This is a genomic window from Streptomyces sp. NPDC093097 (genome assembly GCF_044754325.1).
Classification (GTDB): Bacteria; Actinomycetota; Actinomycetes; order Streptomycetales; family Streptomycetaceae; genus Streptomyces.
The window spans coordinates 59,010-78,020 of record NZ_JBIVOW010000018.1 but is presented as its reverse complement, the minus strand read 5'-3'; the positions used below and the strand labels follow the sequence as shown (position 1 = coordinate 78,020).

The window sequence follows — 19,011 nt, the reverse complement described above, 5'->3', positions numbered from 1 at the left end:
GGCGAATCCCTCGTCGGGTAGGGAACTGAAGGCGAGCGCGGCGGGCAGAGCGCTCCTGGCGCAGCCGGTCTGGTCCAGGCCGTCAGCAGGTACCGCCCCGTGGAGATCACGCGCGCCGGTGACTTCCGCCCTGCCGCTGGGACACCAGGGGCTGACCCGCGCGACCGGAATTCGGGTCCATTGGTCAGTGCGGTCTTGCCGACGCACGCGTCTCTGTGAGCGCCTTTACGTCCCGCACACAGCATCGGAGCGTTTCTCGTGACCGGGGACAGCCCCGATGCAGTCAAAGGCATCGGCGTCGGCGTCGGCGTCGGCGTCGGCAGATACCAAAGCAGCTTCTTCTCCGGAAATGCCTTGGATTCGGTTTCGGGTAGGCGAGCGACCGGGGACGCCTCACACTTCAGCCGTCACATGGTCGACCAGGCCGCGCACGCACGCCGCGACGGGGGCGTGGGCTGCCAGCGCGTGCATCGGTCCCGGCGGCACCATGCCCGCCCTGATGTCCCGCTTACGGGCGAATTAGACTGGTCGGAGTCGTACCGTTCCATGCCGTCAGCCCAGAAGTCGTCTTCATGTCGCCTGTGCCGCTGTTCCCCGAGCCCGCCGAACCGCAGGACGGTGGCGGGCCGGCGGACTCGGCGGCGGAGCTTGCCGAGCGCACCGCGCAGGACCTGCGGCAGCTGGCGGGCGGGCCGCTGGCCTGGTTCCCGCAGTTGCTGGAGGCGATGGTCGCGATCGGCTCGGATCTGGACGTGCACCGGGCGCTGCACCGGATCGCGGAGACCGCCGCGTCGCTGACCGGCGCTCGCTACGCGGCCGTGGAGGTGCTGGACGAGGACGGCGACGGGCTGCGCGATCTGATCACCCACGGCACCCCGCCCGAGGACAGGCCGGCCGCCCCGTTCGCCCTCCGGGTGCCGATCAAGGTGCGGGGCGAACTGTTCGGGAGCCTCTACCTGGCCGGGAAGCCGGAAGGTTCGGCGGTCCGGGCCGGTGCCGCGGCGGTGCCGTTCAGCGAGGTGGATCGGCATCTGGTGCGGGTGCTGGCCACCGAGGCCGGGATCGCCATGGGCAATGCCCGGATGCATGCGGCGGCCCGGCAGCGCGGGCGCTGGATCGACGGGGCGGCGTCGGTGACCACCGCGCTGCTGGCCGGTCCGGAGAGCGGTTCCACGGCGGAGCACGCGCTGACCGTGGTCGCCGAGAAGGGCCGGGAGCTGGCCGAGGCGGCGACCGGGGCGGTGCTGCTGCCGCGTGCGGACGGCGCGATGGAGGTGGTGGCGATCTCGACGGTGCTGCCGGAGCCCGTACGGGCCGAGACGTTCGGCGGCGCGATCCCGCCGGAGAGCCCGGTCATGCACCAGATACACGCCGGACTGGCGGTGTTCTCCGACGACTTCGCCGGCGACCCCCGTGCGATCTCCCCGATATCGCGCCACTACGGGCCGACGATGCTGCTGCCGCTGCGCAGCGGAGGCCAGGTGCTGGGCGCGCTGGCGCTCTGCCGGGTGTCCGGCGACCCGCGCTTCACACACCTGGAGCGGACGCTGGGCACCCAGTTCGCTTCCCAGGCCGCGCTGGCGCTCGTACTGGCCCACCGCCACCGCGACCGCCGGCGGCTCGCGGTCTACGAGGACCGCGACCGGATCGCCCGCGATCTGCACGACCTGGTGATCCAGCGGCTGTTCGCCACCGGCATGCTGCTCCAGAGCGCCCAGCGCACCGCTGTCCGCCCGGACGTCAAGGAGGACGTGGGGCGGGCGGTCGACGAACTGGACGCCACGATCCAGGAGATCCGTACCGCGATCATCGCGCTCCAGCAGGAGCCTCCGGAGGCGCCGGCCGGGCTGCGCACCCGGCTCCTGCGGGAGGCCGGTGCGGCCGCGGAGGCGCTGGGCGCGCGGCCGTCGGTGCAGTTCGTCGGGCCGGTGGACGCCCGGGTCGGGGAGGAGTCCGGCCGGGCACTGGTGACTGCGGCGCGGCGGGTGCTGGCGGAGTTGGCGCCGGCGGCGGAACCGGCCCGGGTCGTGGTGGACGCCACCGTCACGCTGGCCGACGGCCGGGACGGCGTCCGGCTGACGGCGGCCGCCGGGGGCGACGACGGCACGGCCGCGCCGGTGGTCTGGGAGGGCCCGCTCCAGCCGTAGGCCGGGCCGCGTCGGCCGCGACGACTCCCGGTGGCGGCCGGTGCGGCCGGCGGCGACGGTCCGGGTACTCCCCCGGGTGACGGAGGCCGGAATCCCTTGACCTCAAGATTGGTTGAGGTTCTAGGTTCTTTCGTGTCGCCGGTCATCCACGGCGATCCCGTGACGACCCCGGCAATCAGGAGGCCGCGATGGACATGGAAGTCACCGCCTGGCATTCGCTGCACAGCACGATGACCGCTCAGCAGGGCAAACGCCGCCTCTCCCGCGGGACGCTGCGCCGGATCGCGGCCTTCGCCCGCCCGCACCGCCGGATGCTGGTGTGGTTCCTGGTGCTGAGCACCGCCACCGCGCTGCTCGCGGTGGCCACCCCGCTGCTCGCCGGCCGGGTGGTGGACGCGATCGTCGCCGGGAAGTCGGCCGATCTGGTCCTGGGGCTGTCCGGGCTGATCGCGGCGATCGCCCTGGTGGAGGCCGGGCTGGGGCTGCTGACCCGCTGGCTGTCGGCGAGCATCGGCGAGGGCCTCATCCTCGACCTGCGCACCACCGTCTACGACCACGTCCAGCGGATGCCGATCGCGTTCTTCACCCGCACCCGCACCGGGGCGCTGGTCAGCCGGCTCAACAACGATGTGATCGGCGCCCAGCGGGCGTTCAGCGACACCCTGTCCGGGGTCGTCAGCAACATCGTCACGCTGCTGCTCACCCTCGGCGTGATGCTCACCCTGTCCTGGCAGATCACGCTGATCGCGCTGGTGCTGCTGCCGATGTTCGTCCTGCCCGCCCGGGTGGTCGGCCGGCGGCTGGCGGCCCTGCGGCGGGAGGGCGCCGACCACAACGCCGCCATGGGCACCCAGATGACCGAGCGGTTCTCCGCGCCCGGCGCCACCCTGGTCAAGCTGATGGGCCGCCCCGCGCGGGAGTCCGCGGAGTTCGCCGCCCGGGCCCGCCGGGTGCGCGACATCGGCGTCCGCTCGGCGATGGTGCAGACGTACTTCGTCACCGCGCTCACCCTGGTCTCCGCGCTGGCCCTGGCCGTGGTCTACGGACTGGGCGGCTTCCTGGCGCTGCGCGGGCAGCTGGAGGCCGGCGCGATCGTCTCGCTCGCGCTGCTGCTCACCCGCCTGTACGCCCCGCTGACCGCGCTGTCCGGCGCGCACATCGAGGTGATGAGCGCGCTGGTCAGCTTCGAGCGGGTCTTCGAGGTGCTGGACCTCAAGCCGCTGATCACCGAGCGGCCGGACGCCCGCCCGGTGCCCGAGGGCCCGGTGTCGGTGGAGTTCGACGCGGTGCGCTTCGGCTACCCGTCCGCCGACAAGGTCTCGCTGGCCTCCCTGGAGGAGGTCGCCACCCTCGACACCCGGGGCGGCGAGGAGGTCCTGCACGGCGTCTCCTTCCGCGCCGAGCCGGGCCAGATGATCGCCCTGGTCGGCTCCTCGGGCGCCGGCAAGTCCACCATCGCCCAGCTGCTGCCGCGGCTCTACGACGCGGACGCGGGCGCGGTCCGGCTGGCCGGGGTGGACGTCCGCGAGCTGACCGCCGCCTCGCTGCGGGACACCCTGGGCATGGTCACCCAGGACGGCCACCTCTTCCACGACTCCATCCGGGAGAACCTGCTGCTGGCCAACCCCGAGGCCACCGAGGACGAGCTGTGGGACGCGCTGCGCCGGGCCCGCCTGGACGCACTGATCGCCTCGCTGCCGGACGGACTGGACACCGTCGTCGGCGAGCGCGGCTACCGGCTCTCCGGCGGTGAACGGCAGCGGCTGACCATCGCCCGGCTGCTGCTGGCCCACCCGCGGGTGGTGATCCTGGACGAGGCCACCGCCCATCTGGACAACACCTCGGAGGCGGCCGTCCAGGAGGCGCTCACCGAGGCGTTGGAGGGGCGGACCGCCCTGGTGATCGCCCACCGGCTGTCGACGGTGCGGGCCGCCGATCTGATCCTGGTCGTCGAGGGCGGCCGGATCGTCGAGCGGGGCACCCACCGGACCCTGCTGGCGGCCGGCGGCCGGTACGCCGAGCTGTACCGGACCCAGTTCGCGGCCGCGCGGTCCGACGCGGTGGACGCGACGGACGCCGGGGAGCCGGTGGCCGCGGCCGACGCTCCGGCCTCGCCGGTGGCGGCCGGCACCGGACCGGAGGACGGCCGCCCCGACCTGTCCGTCGAACCCACGCTGGTGAATTGACGCCCCGGCCCACCGGGCACCGCAGGCCCCCGTCCCCGTGGCGGGGGCCTGCGGCGTCCGCGCGGCGGGCGCGGCGGGCAGCCCTTAGGGGTGCACGAGAAGTGGCGGGAGCCGCGCATGCCTGATCACCCTGGAGCGTGGCAAGAGACATCGGCGTCGCACGGCAGCACACGCTGGGGCGAGCACAGCGGCAGGGGGCCCGTATGGACACACCGCTCGGCCACCGGGCGCGCGGGCCCGGCTCCCTCTGGACGCGCGGCCCGGCCGCCGCCCTCGCCGGCGCGCTGCCCGCCCTCACCTTCCCGGTGCCGTCCTGGTGGTGGCTGGCCTACGGGGCGCTGGTGCCGTGGCTGCTGGTGGTACGGGCGGCCCCGACCGGGCGGCGGGCCGCGCTGTACGGCTGGCTGGGCGGCGCCGGGTTCATGCTGGCGGTGCACCAGTGGCTGCTGCCGAGCCTGCACGTCTTCATCCTCGTCCTGGCGCTGCTGCTGGGGGCGTTGTGGGCACCGTGGGGGGTGCTGGTGCGGGCGCTGCTGGGCGGGGCGCCGAGCCGGGGGCGGGTCGCCGCGTCGCTGGTACTGGTGCCGTCCGGCTGGCTGATGGTCGAACTGGTCCGGTCCTTGCAGTACTTGGGCGGCCCCTGGGGGCTGCTGGGCGCCAGCCAGTGGCAGGTGCCGCCCGCGCTGCGGCTGGCCTCGCTCGGCGGGGTGTGGCTGCTGAGCCTGCTGATCGTGGCGGTGAACACCGCGCTGGCCGCGCTGATCGCGCTCCCGGCGGCCCGTCCGCCGGCCGTCGCCGGACTGCTGGTGTGCGCGCTGACCGGCGCCGCGGCCTGGTGGTGGGCGCCGCTCCCGCGGCCCGCCGGGACGGTGCGGATCGCGATCGTCCAGCCGGGTTTCGGCCGCACGCCCACCCAGCGGCTGGACCGCGGCGCGGCGCTCACCGCCGCGCTGGCGGGCCGCGGGGTGCGGCTGGTCGTCTGGGGCGAGAGCAGCCTCACCCGGGACCCGGCCGACCACCCGGCGCTCGCCGCCCGCCTGGCCGCGCTGTCCGCGCACACCGGCGCCGACCTGCTGGTCAACGCCGACGCACCGGACTCCGGCCGGCACGGCATCGCCAAGACCGCGGTCCTCATCGGCCCGCACGGCCCGACCGGGGACCGCTACGCCAAGATGCGGCTGGTGCCGTTCGGCGAGTACATACCCGCCCGCTCCGTGCTGGGCTGGGCGACGAAGGTGGGCAAGGCCGCCACCGTCGACCGGCGGCGCGGCACCCATCAGGTGGTGATGGCCCTGCCCGCCGCGGGCGGTCTGCGGGCCGGCCCCCTGGTGTGCTTCGAGACCGCGTTCCCGGACATGAGCCGCCGCCTGACGGCCGACGGCGCGCAGCTGCTGGTGGCCCAGTCCGCCACCTCCACGTTCCAGGACAGCTGGGCGCCCGCGCAGCACGCCTCCCTGGGCGCGCTGCGCGCTGCGGAGAACTGGCGCCCCATGGTGCACGCCACCCTCACCGGGATCAGCGCGGTGTACGGTCCGCGCGGCGAGCCGGTCGGCGAGCGGCTCGGCACCGAGCGCAGCGCGGCCGCCGTCTACGACGTGCCGCTGGCCCGGGGCACCAGCCCGTACACCCGGTGGGGAGACTGGGCGCTCCAGGGGGCAGTCGCCGCACTGCTGGTCTACGGGCTGACCGAGACCGCGCGTGCCTTCAGGCGGCGCGGCGCCGGCCGCTCCGGTGGACCGGGTGCCCCCATGGGGCAGCGGCCTACCCGACCGCCTCGGTGACCACCCGCTCGCACAGCTCATGGGTGCGCAGCGCATCCTGTGCCGACGGCCGCCGCCCGGCCCGGACGTCGGCCAGGAACGCCAGCACGACCTGCTCGATGCCGCGCTGGCGGGCCACCGGCTCCCAGTCGCCGCGCCGCCGGACGCTGGGCTGTCCCCGGTGGTCGACGACCTCGGCCAGGTTGACGACCTGGCGCCGGGCGTCCTGCCCGGAGACGTCCAGCAGTTCCTCGGCGGAGCCGCTGCGGCGGTTCATGGTGCCGATGGCGGTGAACCCGTCGCCGGAGAGTTGGAGCACCACCTGCTCCATCAGGCCGTCGCGGACCCGGGCCCGCACGTCGACGTGGTCGATCTCGCCGGGCGCCAGGAACCGCAGGGTGTCGACGACGTGGATGAAGTCGTCCAGGACCATCGTGCGCGGGGTCTCGGGCATCCCGGTGCGGTTCTTCTGCATCAGGATCAGCTCGCGGGGGTGCTCCCGGCACTGCGCGTACCCGGGCGCGTGGCGGCGGTTGAAGCCGACGGCCAGGCCCACCCCGCGCTCTTCGGCGAGGGCGACGATCCGCCGGGTGTCGGCGATCTCGTAGGCGATCGGCTTGTCGACGTAGGTCGGGATGCCGGCCTCGATCAGCCGGGTCACGATCTCCGGGTGGGCGACGGTCGCGGCGTGCACGAAGACGGCGTCCGGGCGGGCGGCGAGCAGCGCGTCCAGGTCGGCGTGGAGCTGCCGCCCGTCCAACCGGTAGGTGTCGCCGACCTGCTGGAGCGTGTCCGGGTTGCGCGTCTGCAGATGCAGCTCGATCCCGGGCTGGGCGCCGAGTACGGGGAGGTACGCCTTGCGTGCGATGTCTCCGAGTCCGATGCAGCCGACCTTCACGCGAATTCTCCCTTGGCGCTCAGCGGTTCCGGCACCCGGATCCGCGGGGACGTCCGGGCGTGTGGCCACCGCAGCTTACGGGGCGGTCGGCGGCCGCCAGTCGGCGATCCCGTCCAGAGCGCGCAGCGCGAGGTCCGGCCGCCACCGGGCGGTGGCCGCGAGCAGGGCGTCGCGCAGCGCGCAGGCGGGCCCGGACCGCCAGGTGGTGACCCGGCCGATCCGCCCCGACCTGCGGACCACGTCCATGGTGCGGGGCAGCCGCTGCCGGGTGTAGGCGGCCAGCGCGGTCGCCAGGGAGGCGTCCGGGGCGGCCTCGTGGGCGAGGACCACGGCGTCCTCGACGGCCTGGCAGCCGCCCTGCCCGAGGTTGGGCGTCATCGGGTGCACCGCGTCGCCGAGCAGGGCGACCCGGCCGTGGTGGAACGCGGGCGGCGGGGCGGCCGCGGCGTGCACGTCGTTGCGGAGCACCGCGGCCGGTTCGGCGGCGGCCAGCAGTTCCGGGACGGGCCGGTGCCAGGTGCCGAACCGCCGTACCAGCTCGGCCCGTTGGTCGCCGCCGCTCCGGCCGCCACCGGGCGGGACGGCCGCGGTGGCGTATACGTAGATCCGCCCGTCGTGCAGCGGCAGGGTGCCCCACAGTCCGCCGGGGCCCCAGGTCTCGTGCGCGGCGGCGGCGAGTCCGGCGGCGTCGGCGGCGGACACCACGAAGCGCCAGGCGGTGAAGCCGGCATAGCGGGGCGCGGGGTGGCCGGGGAAGAGCGTCCGGCGGGTGGCGGAGTGGATGCCGTCGGCGGCGACGACGAGGTCGGCGGCCAGTTCCTCCGGATCGCGGTCGGGGGCGTCGATCCGTACCCGGGCGGGCCGGTCCTCCCGTAGCGGATCGCCGGCGTCGACGAGGGCCGCCGGGGCGCCGGTGCGGACCGCGCCGTCGGGCAGTCGGCCGGCGAGCAGGCCGATCACATCGGCGCGGTGGGCGATCACGACCGGCCCGCCGAACCTCCGGACCGCCGCCGCGTTGTCCGTACGGGCCAGCAACCGCCCGTCGGGGCGGCGGATCTCGCCGGTCAACTGCCAGGAGGCCATGGCGCGTACGGCGTCGCCCACGCCGATGGTGTCCAGGGCCCGCTGGGCGTTGGGGGCCAGCCCCATGCCGGCGCCCACCGGCTCCAGCGTGGCGGCCCGCTCCAGGACGGTGACCCGCCACCCCCTCCGGTCCAGGGCCACCGCTGCGGTGAGCCCTCCGATCCCGCCGCCGATCACGAGCGCACTGCGCTGCCGCATGCCGCCGCCTCCCTCGTCTCCACCGCGTACGGACGCGCCCGAGCCTCTGGCGCGCCTGCCGCATGACATGACTACATCCGTAGTTCCGACTACCCGGGAGACTACACCTGTAGTGCGCGATGTCCATAGGCAACTACGGCCGTAGTGACCGGCCGCACTCCCCCGCTAGGCTCACGGGCATGAACCCCCGCAAGACCGCCCCGTCGCCCACTGCCCTCCCCCGGCACCGGCTGGTCGCCGACACCGCCCTGACCCTGCTCGCCGAGCGCGGGATGCGGGGGCTGACCCACCGGGCCGTCGACGAGGCGGCCGGGCTGCCGCAGGGCTCCACGTCGAACCTCGCACGGACCCGGGCGGCGCTCCTGGAGGCGGCGGTGCGACGGCTGGCCGAACGGGAGGCGGCGGTGCTCGCACCGCAGGAGATCGCGGACACCAAGGACCCGGCGGCGGCCACCGGCCCGACGGCGCTCGCCGACGCCCTCGCACGCGCCCTGCACCGCTATCTCTCGCACCACCGCGAGCTGCTGATCGCCCGCTACGAACTGGCACTGGAGGCCACCCGCAGACCGGAGTTGCGAGAGGTCTACGACCGGGCGGGCCGGACCTTCCGGGAGCCGGTGGTGGCACTGCTGACGGCGGCCGGCTCCACGGCCCCGGAGCGGCACGCACTGTCCCTGGTGGCCTGGTGCGACGGAGTGCTGTTCGCCCACGTCGCGGGGCAGTTCCACGCCGCGGTACCCACCCGCGAGGCACTGCGCGCCTCCTGCGCGGAACTGCTCGACGGGATGCTGCGCGGCTGAGGCGGCGGGCCGGTTCGGTCCGGCACTGCGGTGGGGATACGGAAACGGGCGCGGACCGGCACCCAGGCCCCGGACTGCGCCTCCTACCGGGACGGACCCGCCGCGCCCTCGATCCGCAGTTCCAGGTGCCCGATCGCCTCGGTGAGGCGCCGGCGGTAGTCGCCGTCGGCGAGGGCCCGCACCGAGGCACGGGCCCGCCGGAGCTGGGCGCGGGCGTCGGCCGGACGGTCGAGTCCGGCGTAGTCGGCCGCGAGGTTGAGATGGAGGGCCGGAAAGAACGCCCGCAGCGCGGCGAGCGAGCGCCGGCGGCCCGGCCCCCCGGCCGGCCCGGCACCGCTGGGCCGCACCCGCGCCGGCCGCTCCGTGACGAAGCCCTCCGCCGCCTCCAGGGCACGCAGGTCCCAGTCCAACTCGTCTTGGGGGTCGTCCTGGGTGTCGGCCATGTAATGCGCCAGGGTGCAGCGGTGGAAGGCGTCACCGCGCGGCCCGATCTCCTGCCACAGGGCGGCGAAGCGGTTGCGGGCCTCCTCCCGGTCGCCGGCGCGGTGGAGCATGATCGCCTGACCTATCCGGGTCGGTATCCCGTCCTCGGGCTCCGCCGCCCGCCACTGCTCCGCCACCGCGCACTCCCCGTCCTCGCTCGCCGCCACCGCCTGGGGCCGCCGTCGGCTTCCCGCCCGCCCCGTGGGCGACGACGGGAAGGTGACGACAGGCCCGTGCCTCCCCCCGACGCTAACCGCCGGGCGGAAGCTCCGCGCGGTGTGCGCGACGCACCGGGTGCCGCCGATCAGCCCAGGTCGGGGATGCGCCAGTCGATCGGGGCGTGGCCCTGGGCGGCGATCGCCTCGTCGATCTGGGTGAAGGGGCGGGAGCCGAAGAACTTCTTCGCCGACAGCGGGGAGGGGTGCGCCCCCTGGACCACCACGTGCCGCTGCTCGTCGATGAGCGGCAGCTTCTTCTTGGCGTAGTTGCCCCAGAGGACGAAGACGGCCGGGTCCGGCCGCTCGGCGACGGCGCGGATCACCGCGTCGGTGACCTTCTCCCAGCCCTTGCCCTTGTGCGAGTTGGCCTCGCCGCCGCGGACGGTGAGCACGGCGTTGAGCAGGAGGACACCCTGCTGGGCCCAGGGCATCAGATAGCCGTTGTCCGGCACCGGGTGGCCCAGCTCCTCCTTCATCTCCTTGTAGATGTTCCGCAGCGAGGGCGGCGTCTTGACGCCGGGCTGCACGGAGAAGCACAGGCCGTGGCCCTGACCGGGGCCGTGGTACGGGTCCTGGCCGAGGACGAGCACCTTCACCTCGTCGTAGGGCGTGACCTCCAGCGCCGCGAAGACCTGCTCACGGGGCGGATAGACCGGCCCCTCGGCCCGCTCCTGCTCGACGAAGTCGATCAGCTCCTTGAAGTAGGGCTTCTCCAACTCCTCGCCCAGGACGCCGCGCCAGGACTCGGGCAGCATGTCGGTGACCACGTCAACAACCTCCGGTGTGCGTTCCGTTCTCGTCACAAGAACCTACCGGCGACCACTGACAGTCCCCGCCACGGGCCGCTCCGCGGGGCCCGTGCACCGCAGGATCCCCCGTCCCCTCACGCGGTGTCCAGCCGGGCCCGCTGGCACGGATCCAAGGCGAGGTCCAGCGCGGCCAGGCACTCATCCAGCTGGGCCGGGGAGCTGACGCCTATCACCGGCACCACCGGCACCGGGCCGCCCATCAGCCACGCCAGCACCACCTGGTTCACGGTGGCCCCGCACTCCGCGGCGACCTCCGTCAGCACCCGCATCCGGACGACCGTCCCGGGGTGGTCGTAGCGCTCCGGGAGCGGCCGGTCCGCGCGGCCGTAGGCGCCCTCGATCAGGGGCGAGTAGCCGAGCAGGGTCAGATCGGGATGCGCGGCCGCGTAGTCGAGGAGTTCCTCGTCGGTCTCCCGCTGGACGCCGGCGGACGGCTCGGGCCGCGGCCGCAGATAGGTGTGGCGCTGCTGTACGGCGCGGAAGCCGGGCAGTCCGCGGGCGGCGGCGTACTGCCGGGCCTCGGCCACCCGCCAGGTCGCGTGGTTGCTGGCCCCCAGCATGCCGACCCGGCCGTCCCGGACCAGCCCGGCCAACGCCCCGACCGTCTCCGCGAGCGGAACGGTGCGGTCCTCGATGTGCGCGTAGAAGAGATCCACCCGGTCGGTGCCCAGACGGCGCAGGCTGCCGTCGAGGGCGGTGCGGAGCGCGGCCGCGCCCAGGCCCTCGGCGTTGGCCGGCCAATGGGGGCCGCGGGCCGGATCGGGCCGGGCACCGGCCTTGGTCGCGAGCACCGTGCGGCCGGCGGCGCGGCGGCTGCGCAGCCAGCGCCCCAGCACCACCTCGCTCTCGTCACCGGTCGCGCCGGGCACCCAGCAGGCGTAGTTGTCAGCGGTGTCGACGAAGGTGCCGCCGGCGTCGGCGAAGCGGTCCAGGAGGGCGAACGCGGTCCGCTCGTCCACCGTGGTGCCGAACGCCAGCGCCCCCAGGCAGACGGCGCTGATCCGCGGCCCGTCGCCGCCGAGCGCGCGGTAGTGCATGGCATGCCCCCCTCACAGGTCCCTCGACGCAGGTGGTGCCGGCCCCTTTGCGGGACCGGCACCACGCACTCTGCCTCTTGGAGCGCACACGAAGGCAAGTCCGGTCGGGGCCGCCCGGTCCGGCGGCCCCGGACCGTCACACCCCGGCGTTCAGGAACAGCCCGCCGTCCACCACGAGGTTCTGCCCGGTGATCCAGCCGGCGGCGTCGGACAGCAGGAAGGCCGCGGCCCCGCCGATGTCCTCCGGGACGCCCAGCCGCCCCATCGGGTAGGCGGCGGCCGCCTCCTCCTCGCGGTTCTCGTAGAGCGCCGCGGCGAACTTGGTCTTGATCACGGCGGGGGCGATGGAGTTGACCCGCACCAACGGCGCGAACTCGTGCGCCAGTTGGAGCGTCAGGTTCACCATCGCCGCCTTGCTGATCCCGTAGGCGCCGATGAACGGCGAGGGCGCGACGCCGGCGATCGAGGCGATGTTGACGATCGCGCCGCCGTTCTCCTTCTGCCAGGCGTGCCAGGTGCGCTGGGCGAAACCGAGCGCCGAGACGACGTTGGTCTCGAACACCTTGCGCGCCACGCCGAGGTCGAGGTCGGCGATCGGGCCGAACACCGGGTTGGTGCCGGCGTTGTTGACCAGGTAGTCGACCCGGCCGAAGGTCTCCATGGCCCGCTCGACGACGTCGGCCTGGTGCGCCTCGTCGTGCGCCTTGCCGGCGACGGCGAGCACCCGGTCGGCGCCCAGCGTGCCGGCGGCCTCCTTGAGGGCGTCCTCGTTGCGTCCGGTGATGACGACCCGGTCGCCGCGGGCGACGAGGGCCTCGGCGATGCCGTACCCGATGCCGCGGCTGGCCCCGGTGATCAAGGCCACCTTGCCGGAGGGCTCGGGGAGCCCGCTGTCCTGCTCGGTCATGTCACGTTCTCCTGCTCGTGTGCTCCTGCGGTCGGTCCGGCGGTCAGCAGAGCGGGCCGCCGGCGACGTAGAGGACCTGGCCGGAGACAAAGCCGGCCGCGTCGCCGGTGAAGAAGGCGATGGCGTTGGCGATGTCGTCGGGGTTGCCGACACGCTGCACCGGGATCTGGCCGGCGGCCGCGGTCTTGAAGTCCTCGAATTCCATCCCGACGCGCGCGGCGGTGGCGGCGGTCATGTCGGTGGCGATGAAACCGGGTGCGACGGCGTTCGCGGTGACCCCGAACTTGCCGAGCTCGATGGCGAGGGTCTTGGTGAAGCCCTGCAGACCGGCCTTGGCCGCCGAGTAGTTGAGCTGACCGCGGTTGCCGAGCGCGGAGCTGGAGGAGAGGTTGACGATCCGCCCGAACTTGGCGTCCACCATGTGCTTCTGACAGGCCCGCGACATCAGGAACGCGCCGCGCAGATGCACGTTCATGACGGTGTCCCAGTCGCTGTCGCTCATCTTGAACAGCAGGTTGTCGCGGAGCACACCGGCGTTGTTGACCAGGACGGTCGGCGCACCGAGCTCCGCGGCGACGCGCTCGACCGCGGCCGCCACCTGGTCGCTGTCCGAGACGTCGCAGCCGATCGCGACGGCCCGGCCGCCGGCCGCGGTGATCTTCTCGACGGTGTCCTTGCAGGCCGCCTCGTCGAGGTCGAGTACGGCGACGGCGCGGCCCTCGGCGGCCAGGCGGACGGCGGTGGCCGCGCCGATGCCGCGGGCGGCGCCCGTCACGATGGCAACGCGCTGCTCGGTGGTGGACATGCGGGTTCTCCTCAGCCTCGTTCGTCGGAACGTCGAACACCTCGACCGGCGGCCGCTCCGCTCCAGGTGAGCAACCGCTTAGTAGCCTCAGCAGGGCTGACGCTAGAAGCCCCGCCACCCCCTGTCAACGCCCCGCCACCGCAGGCCCACCCGCACCCACGGAACGGGGCGGGCCTCCCATGGGAAACCCGCCCCGCTCACCGCGCGCTCAGCGCACCGTCACCGCACCAGCAGCTCCAACAGCCGCTCCGCCTCAATGGTCGGATCGACGGTCAGACCGGTGTGCACCGGCCCCGGTTGGACGATGGTGCTGCGCGGCGCGATCAGCCACCGGAAGCGCTGCCCCGGGTCCTCGTCCGCGGCCTGCCCGGCCCGCGCACCGCCCGCGCAGACGCCCTCCACGGCACCCAGCGCGGCCTGTACACCGGCCACGTCCACCGTGGGGTCCAACGCCAGCAGCCGCGCCTCGTCCAGATGCGTACGGGCCTCGACGAACCGCCGCGCACGGCAGTACACCACCACCCCGGCGTTGATCATCTCGCCGCGCTCGACGCGCGGGACGACCTTCAGCAGCGCGTACTCGAAAACGTCGCGCCCGTTGTGCAGTCCGCTCACTTCACGGCCCTCCGCGGCAGTTTGCCCGCCAGCCACTCCGGCGCCTGTGAGGGCTTGTCCTTCGTCGGCTCCCCGACGGTGATGTGGTCGCTGATGGTCCGCGCCCGGGCCAGCAGGATGCGTACATACGCCCGGCGCAGCTCGTCCGGCGAGTCGAAGCCGGGCTCGCCCTCCAGCCACTCGTCCGGAACGGCGGCGGCGACCTCGGTGAGCAGTTCCTCGGTGATCTGCGGGGCGAACTCCTCGGCCGCGGCCGCGACATCCGGCCCGTACGTGGCCAGGGCGTGGTCGGAGGCGTTGTACGGCCGGCCCGAAGCCTTCTCCGCGGTCGGCCAGTTGTGGTGCCAGATCATCGCTGCGCCGTGGTCGATCAGCCACAACTGACCGTGCCACACCAGCAGGTTGGGATTGCGCCAGGACCGGTCGACGTTGTTGATCAGCGCGTCGAACCACACCACCCGGCCGGCCTCGCGCGCGCTCACCTCGAAGGCGAGCGGGTCGAACCCGAGCGCCCCCGGGAGGAAGTCCATCCCCAGGTTCAGCCCCCCGCTGGCCTTCAGCAGCGCCTGGACCTCCTGGTCCGGCTCGCTCAGCCCGATGACCGGATCGAGCTGCATCCCCACCAGGTCCGGCACCCGCAGCCCGAGCCGCCGCCCCAGCTCCCCGCAGATGACCTCCGCGACCAGCGTCTTGCGGCCCTGCCCGGCACCGGTGAACTTCATGATGTACGTCCCGAGGTCATCCCCCTCGACAAGCCCGGGGAGCGACCCACCCTCACGCAGGGGCGTGACGTAGCGGGTTGCGATGACCTCCCTCAGCATTTTCTCAGGCCCCACGGATCATTTTCCTTAGTTTTCATGGTCAACCTCAAAGGAGTGCGCATCAGGGGAGCGCCGGCGATCCGCCCTGGGGAGAGCCTGGGGAGTTTCGGCCGACACCGTCGTCCCCCTCCCCTCCGAGCAGCCCGTCAGGGGCGTTCCGCCCTTCACTTCCGGCCTCCGGCATGAAGTGAGCATAGTAACCGAGCGTGATGGCCGGGGCTGAGTATTTATCCGTGGCCCCGGGCCGGCCAACGGCCCCGCGGCCTCATCCGCAACGGCCGCCGACCGCTCTCCCCCACCGCAGCCCGCCCGAGGGACGGAGTACGGAGGCGATGCGGTCAGGCGGCGGGAAGGATCGGCCACGCACCACCGCCGCCGGACGGGCAGGCCCAACAGGCAACGCCCGCCACGACCTGCACCACCGCCGGGTGGCGGTGGCCGGGACAAGGCGGTTGGGGTACACCGCCGGTCTCTTCCAGCACCGCGTCCTGGAGCCGGTCCGCCAGCAGGGCCACGGCTTCGGCCTCAGCCATCGGCTGCACGAAGTGGACGCCGACCGAGGACCCGTCGGCAAAGGCCAGCGTCACCAGGATTCCGGTGTCCTCGCCGCCGAAGCCGCTGCCGTCGGGGCCGCCGTCCGGGGCCAGCGACAGCGCGGAGCCGAACGCCTCCCCCGCCGCCACCGCGGCACCCTCCGCCGCGCCGCCGTCCGCCTCGACCCCGGCGCCGGCGGGGAACCCCGGGCCGGAGACGGTGAGGGTGTGACCGGCCGGCGCGCCGAGCTGCGCAAGGACCGTCTCGGCCCAGCCTTGGACGAGGGCGCGCGCGAGGTGCATGCTGACTCACTTCTTCGTCGTGACGTTGCCGGTCCAGGGCAAGGTACCGGTGCGGGTCCGGCCGCCGACGTGACGGAGCCCGCCAGGGGGGCGCGACGAGCCAGGCGGGCCGAGGAAGCGCCGGCCCCGGCCCCTGTCTGGCGATGCTTCCCAGCCAGAGCAGGTCGCGAGCCCGGGTCATGGCCACGAAGAGCTGGCTGCGCAGCAGTTCCTCGCGCTCCTGAGCCGGGCCGCGGGGCGGACGTGCTTGGCGTCAGCGTGCGAACTTCTCGATGGCGGCCGGGGTGACGGGGGTGAAGAAGTTGACGAGGTTGCCGTCGGGGTCGCGGAACAGCAGCGACCGGTTGCCCCAGGGCATCGTGGTGGGCTCGGTGACGAAGTCGGTGACGAAACCGGTCAGGTTCTGGTGCACGCGGTCCACGTCGTCGACGAGGAACTCAGTGATCACGCTGTGGTTCTCCGCCGGGCGGGCGGAGCCCGGGGCGAACAGCGGGACGGTGCGGGTACCGGCGATCGCGAGGGTCGCGCCCGCGGTCCTGAGTTCGGCGAAGTCCTCGGTGGCCCACGTCGCCCGCGCCCCGGTGGCGCGCTCGTAGAACGCGACGAGGCGCGGTACGTCGCCGGTGATGATGCGGATCGAGACGAAGTCCATGAGAGCTCCCTGACTGTGCTGGGCTGTGCTGGAGACGTGCACTGCGCAGGCTAGGGAAAATAGTGGACAGAATCGGTCCTGTATTCGCAGGTATTCGCATTAGGTTGTGCACATGCCTCGACCCACCGGCCGCGTGCTGACACTCCTGGAACTGTTGCAGTCGGGCGGCACCCGGACCGTGGCCGAACTCGCCGACCGGCTCGGCGTCGAGGGGCGCACCGTGCGGCGGTATGTGCACCAGCTCATCGACCTGGACGTGCCCGTGGAATCGGTGCGCGGCCGCTACGGCGGGTACCGGCTCGCCCCCGGGTACCGCCTGCCTCCGCTCATGCTCAGCGACGACGAGGCGCTGGCCGTGCTGCTCGGCCTGGTCGCCGGCCGCCGAGCGGGGCTGACGACGACGGAGCGCACGGCGAACGAGACGGCGGCGGCGAAGATCCGGCGGGTGCTGCCCCGGCACCTCGCCCATCGGCTCGACGCCCTCCTGGAGGCGTTGGACTTCACGGATCGGCCCGGCGAGTTCGACACCCCGGACGCCGGGGTCCTGCTCGCCCTCGCCGATGCGGTGCGCCACCGCCGACCGGTCTCGATCCGCTACACCGACCGCGACGGACGGCGCAGCGACCGCACCCTGCACGCATACGGGATCGTCGCCCATGCGGGCCGGTGGTACGTCACGGGCAAGGACGCCCGGATCGGCGAGGACCGGACCTTCCGGCTCGATCGGATCGCAGAGGCGAGGCCCCAGCCCGGCTCGTTCGAGGCGCCCGTGGGCCCCGGTCCGGCGGAGCGCGTGGTGTCGGGGTTCGCCACGGCCGCGTACCGGCACGAGGTGACCGTGCGGATCCACGGGACGGTCGAGCAGATCCGCGCCCGCCTGCCCGCCGGCGTCGCGAGCCTGGCGGAGGACGAGCCCGCGGCGGACCAGGACCGGGCGGCCGAGCGCTGGCTGCGCGTCGAGATACGGGCGGAGCGGCTCGACTGGTTGCCTCCGGTACTCGCCGCGCTCGACCGGCCGTTCGTCATCGAGCGCCCCGACGACTTGCGCGACCTCGTCCTCGCGCACGCCGATCGCCTCGCGTCCTACGCCCGCCCGCCGCGTCCCTGACCTCTCAACTCCCCGCCGGAGCAGGCTCGGTACGCGGTGGAGCGGGCTCGGCGGGCCGGCGGGTGTCCATGGCGCGCCAGACCGGGGAGGCGTACGGGAAGAGCGTGGCGACCAGGTAGACGGCTCCGAAGCAGAGCAGGGCGGTCGTCAGGCCCGTGCGGTCCAGCAGGACGCCTGCCGCGAGGGTGCCCAGGGGCATGGCGGCCAGCGCGCAGGCGACCACGAGGCCGAGGACCCGGCCGCGCAGGTCCTTGGGCACCCGGTCGTAGGCGACCGCCATCATCACCGGGGTGAGCATCCCCGAGCCCAGGCCGGAGAGCACGAGGGCGGGCAGCAGGAGCGCCGGGGGCGGGGCCAGGGCCAGCAGCAGGAAGCGGGGGGCGCCGACGACGGTGAAGCACAGGGCGAAGGTCAGGCGGCGGGACCAGCGGTGGCCGGCCCAGGCGTAGAGCGCGGCGCCGGTCAGGGAGCCGACCCCGACCGCGGTCACGAGCGTGCCGAGCAGGGCGCTGCTGTGCAGGACGCGGGTGCCGTAGGCGGGGTAGAGGACGCCGTTGAGGCCGCCGTCCATCGCGTTGGTGATCAGCAGCATGGCGGTCAGCGCGCGCAGCAGCCGGTCCTGGCGCAGAAAGCGGAAACCGCCGCGGAGTTGGGTCAGATAGCCGCCGCCGGCGGGGGGCCGGGGCGCGGCGGGTGGCGGGGCGGGGAGGAAGAGCGGGATCAGGGCGGCCGACAGCAGCAGGGTGGCGGCGTCCGCGTAGAGCACCTGCACCGGGCCGACGACGGCGATCAGCGCGCCCGCGAGCGGTGCGCCGAGCATGGTGCCGATGCGCTTGCCGCCCTCGAAGGCGCTGGTGCCGCGCTCGACCGGGGTGCCGCCGCGGGCGATCGCCTCGGCCAGCAGCACTTGTTTGGCGGTGTCGGCCGGGCCCCTGGTCAGCCCCATCGCGAAGGTCAGCAGCACCGCGGCGGGCAGCGGCAGGCCCACCGTCGCATGCGCCAGCGGCATCAGGGCGACCGCGGCGGCGGTCAGGGCGTCCGCGGCGACGCTGGCCCGGCGGGCGCCGATCCGGTCCACGACCGGCCCGCCGAACACGGCCGAGACCAGGAGCCCGAGGGTTTCGGCGGCGGCGACCACGGCGGTCTGGGTGCCGGAGCCGGTGGCTCGCAGGACGAACCAGGGGATGGCCATCAGGGTCATGGCCAGGCCCAGTGCCGAGATGCCCGATACGCCGACGAGGGCCAGCAGGGGTGCCCGCCTGGTCACGGCTGCTCCGTTCATGGTGGGTGGTGGGGTGGCCGCGGGCGGGGCCCGCACCGCTTGAGCGATGCGGGCCCCGGGCGGCGGTGCGCCGCGGGCCGTACGGGGTGGGCGGTACGGGTCAGTTGGCGGAGGCGGTGGCCCGGCGCAGGCTGAGCGGCCGCATGTCGGTCCACACCTCGTCGATGTGGTTCAGGCACGTCTCCTTGTCGCCCTGGACGCCGACCTCGCGCCAGCCCTCGGGGATCTCGCGCCCCGCGGCCCAGATCGAGTACTGCTCCTCGTCGTTGACGACGACGGTCCACTGCGGGGCGGTCCGGTCGGTGGTGGTGCTCATGGCGTTCTCCTTCGATGCGTGGGTGGATGGCCGCAACGGCCGTTGGCGGT

At 74.0% G+C, this 19,011-nt stretch carries 18 protein-coding genes; 5 read left to right on the top strand and 13 right to left on the bottom strand.

Annotation, left to right across the window (positions count from 1 at the left end):
* Positions 1-572: 572 nt before the first annotated feature.
* From ACIQE0_RS27130 to lnt, 3 genes are all read left to right on the top strand, one after another.
* Positions 573-2,147, top strand: coding sequence for a GAF domain-containing protein (locus ACIQE0_RS27130; protein ID WP_402336959.1), 1,575 nt, complete (start codon positions 573-575; stop codon positions 2,145-2,147).
* Positions 2,148-2,335: 188 nt separating this feature from the next.
* The gene (locus ACIQE0_RS27125; protein WP_402336957.1) at positions 2,336-4,333 is read left to right on the top strand and encodes an ABC transporter ATP-binding protein; all 1,998 of its coding nucleotides are present in this window, start codon (positions 2,336-2,338) and stop codon (positions 4,331-4,333) included.
* Between the two features lie 203 nt (positions 4,334-4,536).
* The gene (gene lnt / locus ACIQE0_RS27120) at positions 4,537-6,114 is read left to right on the top strand and encodes an apolipoprotein N-acyltransferase (RefSeq protein ID WP_402336954.1); all 1,578 of its coding nucleotides are present in this window, start codon (positions 4,537-4,539) and stop codon (positions 6,112-6,114) included.
* On the opposite strand, the gene ACIQE0_RS27115 is transcribed toward lnt, so the two are convergent.
* Together ACIQE0_RS27115 and ACIQE0_RS27110 are read right to left on the bottom strand one after the other, a co-directional pair.
* Entirely contained in the window at positions 6,095-6,991 is an 897-nt protein-coding gene (locus ACIQE0_RS27115) for a Gfo/Idh/MocA family protein (RefSeq protein WP_402336951.1), read from the bottom strand. The genes lnt and ACIQE0_RS27115 overlap by 20 nt on opposite strands.
* A gap of 75 nt (positions 6,992-7,066) precedes the next feature.
* A complete protein-coding gene (locus ACIQE0_RS27110; RefSeq protein WP_366335388.1) occupies positions 7,067-8,272 on the bottom strand; it encodes an FAD-dependent monooxygenase in 1,206 nt (401 codons plus the stop codon).
* Positions 8,273-8,451: 179 nt separating this feature from the next.
* Here ACIQE0_RS27110 and ACIQE0_RS27105 point away from each other — a divergent pair, with 179 nt between their 5' ends.
* The gene (locus tag ACIQE0_RS27105) at positions 8,452-9,072 is read left to right on the top strand and encodes a TetR/AcrR family transcriptional regulator (protein WP_402336947.1); all 621 of its coding nucleotides are present in this window, start codon (positions 8,452-8,454) and stop codon (positions 9,070-9,072) included.
* Positions 9,073-9,155: 83 nt separating this feature from the next.
* Here ACIQE0_RS27105 and ACIQE0_RS27100 read toward each other — a convergent pair whose 3' ends face one another.
* The 9 genes from ACIQE0_RS27100 to ACIQE0_RS27060 form a co-directional block, all read right to left on the bottom strand.
* Positions 9,156-9,722, bottom strand: coding sequence for a hypothetical protein (locus tag ACIQE0_RS27100; protein WP_402336944.1), 567 nt, complete (start codon positions 9,720-9,722; stop codon positions 9,156-9,158).
* A gap of 137 nt (positions 9,723-9,859) precedes the next feature.
* Positions 9,860-10,528, bottom strand: a complete 669-nt coding sequence (locus ACIQE0_RS27095) for a uracil-DNA glycosylase (RefSeq protein WP_402337207.1) — start codon at positions 10,526-10,528, stop codon at positions 9,860-9,862.
* A gap of 128 nt (positions 10,529-10,656) precedes the next feature.
* Positions 10,657-11,619: an aldo/keto reductase gene (locus tag ACIQE0_RS27090; protein ID WP_366335382.1), complete on the bottom strand. Its 963-nt coding sequence runs from the start codon at positions 11,617-11,619 to the stop codon at positions 10,657-10,659.
* A gap of 136 nt (positions 11,620-11,755) precedes the next feature.
* Positions 11,756-12,526 (bottom strand): SDR family oxidoreductase, encoded by a 771-nt coding sequence (locus ACIQE0_RS27085; protein WP_366335380.1) that lies wholly within the window; start codon positions 12,524-12,526, stop codon positions 11,756-11,758.
* Between the two features lie 43 nt (positions 12,527-12,569).
* Positions 12,570-13,331 carry a 3-oxoacyl-ACP reductase FabG gene (gene fabG / locus ACIQE0_RS27080; RefSeq protein ID WP_366335378.1) on the bottom strand — a complete coding sequence of 254 codons (762 nt, stop codon included), beginning with the start codon at positions 13,329-13,331 and terminating at the stop codon, positions 12,570-12,572.
* 219 nt (positions 13,332-13,550) lie between these two features.
* Positions 13,551-13,946: a DUF3037 domain-containing protein gene (locus tag ACIQE0_RS27075; RefSeq protein WP_402336939.1), complete on the bottom strand. Its 396-nt coding sequence runs from the start codon at positions 13,944-13,946 to the stop codon at positions 13,551-13,553.
* Positions 13,943-14,767 carry a HipA family kinase gene (locus ACIQE0_RS27070; protein ID WP_366335515.1) on the bottom strand — a complete coding sequence of 275 codons (825 nt, stop codon included), beginning with the start codon at positions 14,765-14,767 and terminating at the stop codon, positions 13,943-13,945. The genes ACIQE0_RS27075 and ACIQE0_RS27070 overlap by 4 nt, the downstream gene beginning before the upstream one ends.
* Positions 14,768-15,105: 338 nt before the next feature.
* A complete protein-coding gene (locus tag ACIQE0_RS27065; RefSeq protein WP_402336936.1) occupies positions 15,106-15,603 on the bottom strand; it encodes a hypothetical protein in 498 nt (165 codons plus the stop codon).
* Between the two features lie 253 nt (positions 15,604-15,856).
* Positions 15,857-16,255: a VOC family protein gene (locus ACIQE0_RS27060; protein ID WP_366335372.1), complete on the bottom strand. Its 399-nt coding sequence runs from the start codon at positions 16,253-16,255 to the stop codon at positions 15,857-15,859.
* 112 nt (positions 16,256-16,367) lie between these two features.
* Here ACIQE0_RS27060 and ACIQE0_RS27055 point away from each other — a divergent pair, with 112 nt between their 5' ends.
* Positions 16,368-17,363 carry a helix-turn-helix transcriptional regulator gene (locus tag ACIQE0_RS27055; RefSeq protein ID WP_402336933.1) on the top strand — a complete coding sequence of 332 codons (996 nt, stop codon included), beginning with the start codon at positions 16,368-16,370 and terminating at the stop codon, positions 17,361-17,363.
* 4 nt (positions 17,364-17,367) lie between these two features.
* Here ACIQE0_RS27055 and ACIQE0_RS27050 read toward each other — a convergent pair whose 3' ends face one another.
* Entirely contained in the window at positions 17,368-18,630 is a 1,263-nt protein-coding gene (locus tag ACIQE0_RS27050; RefSeq protein ID WP_402336930.1) for an MFS transporter, read from the bottom strand.
* Positions 18,631-18,745: 115 nt separating this feature from the next.
* Positions 18,746-18,961 (bottom strand): MbtH family NRPS accessory protein, encoded by a 216-nt coding sequence (locus tag ACIQE0_RS27045; protein ID WP_366335366.1) that lies wholly within the window; start codon positions 18,959-18,961, stop codon positions 18,746-18,748.
* Positions 18,962-19,011 lie beyond the last annotated feature (50 nt).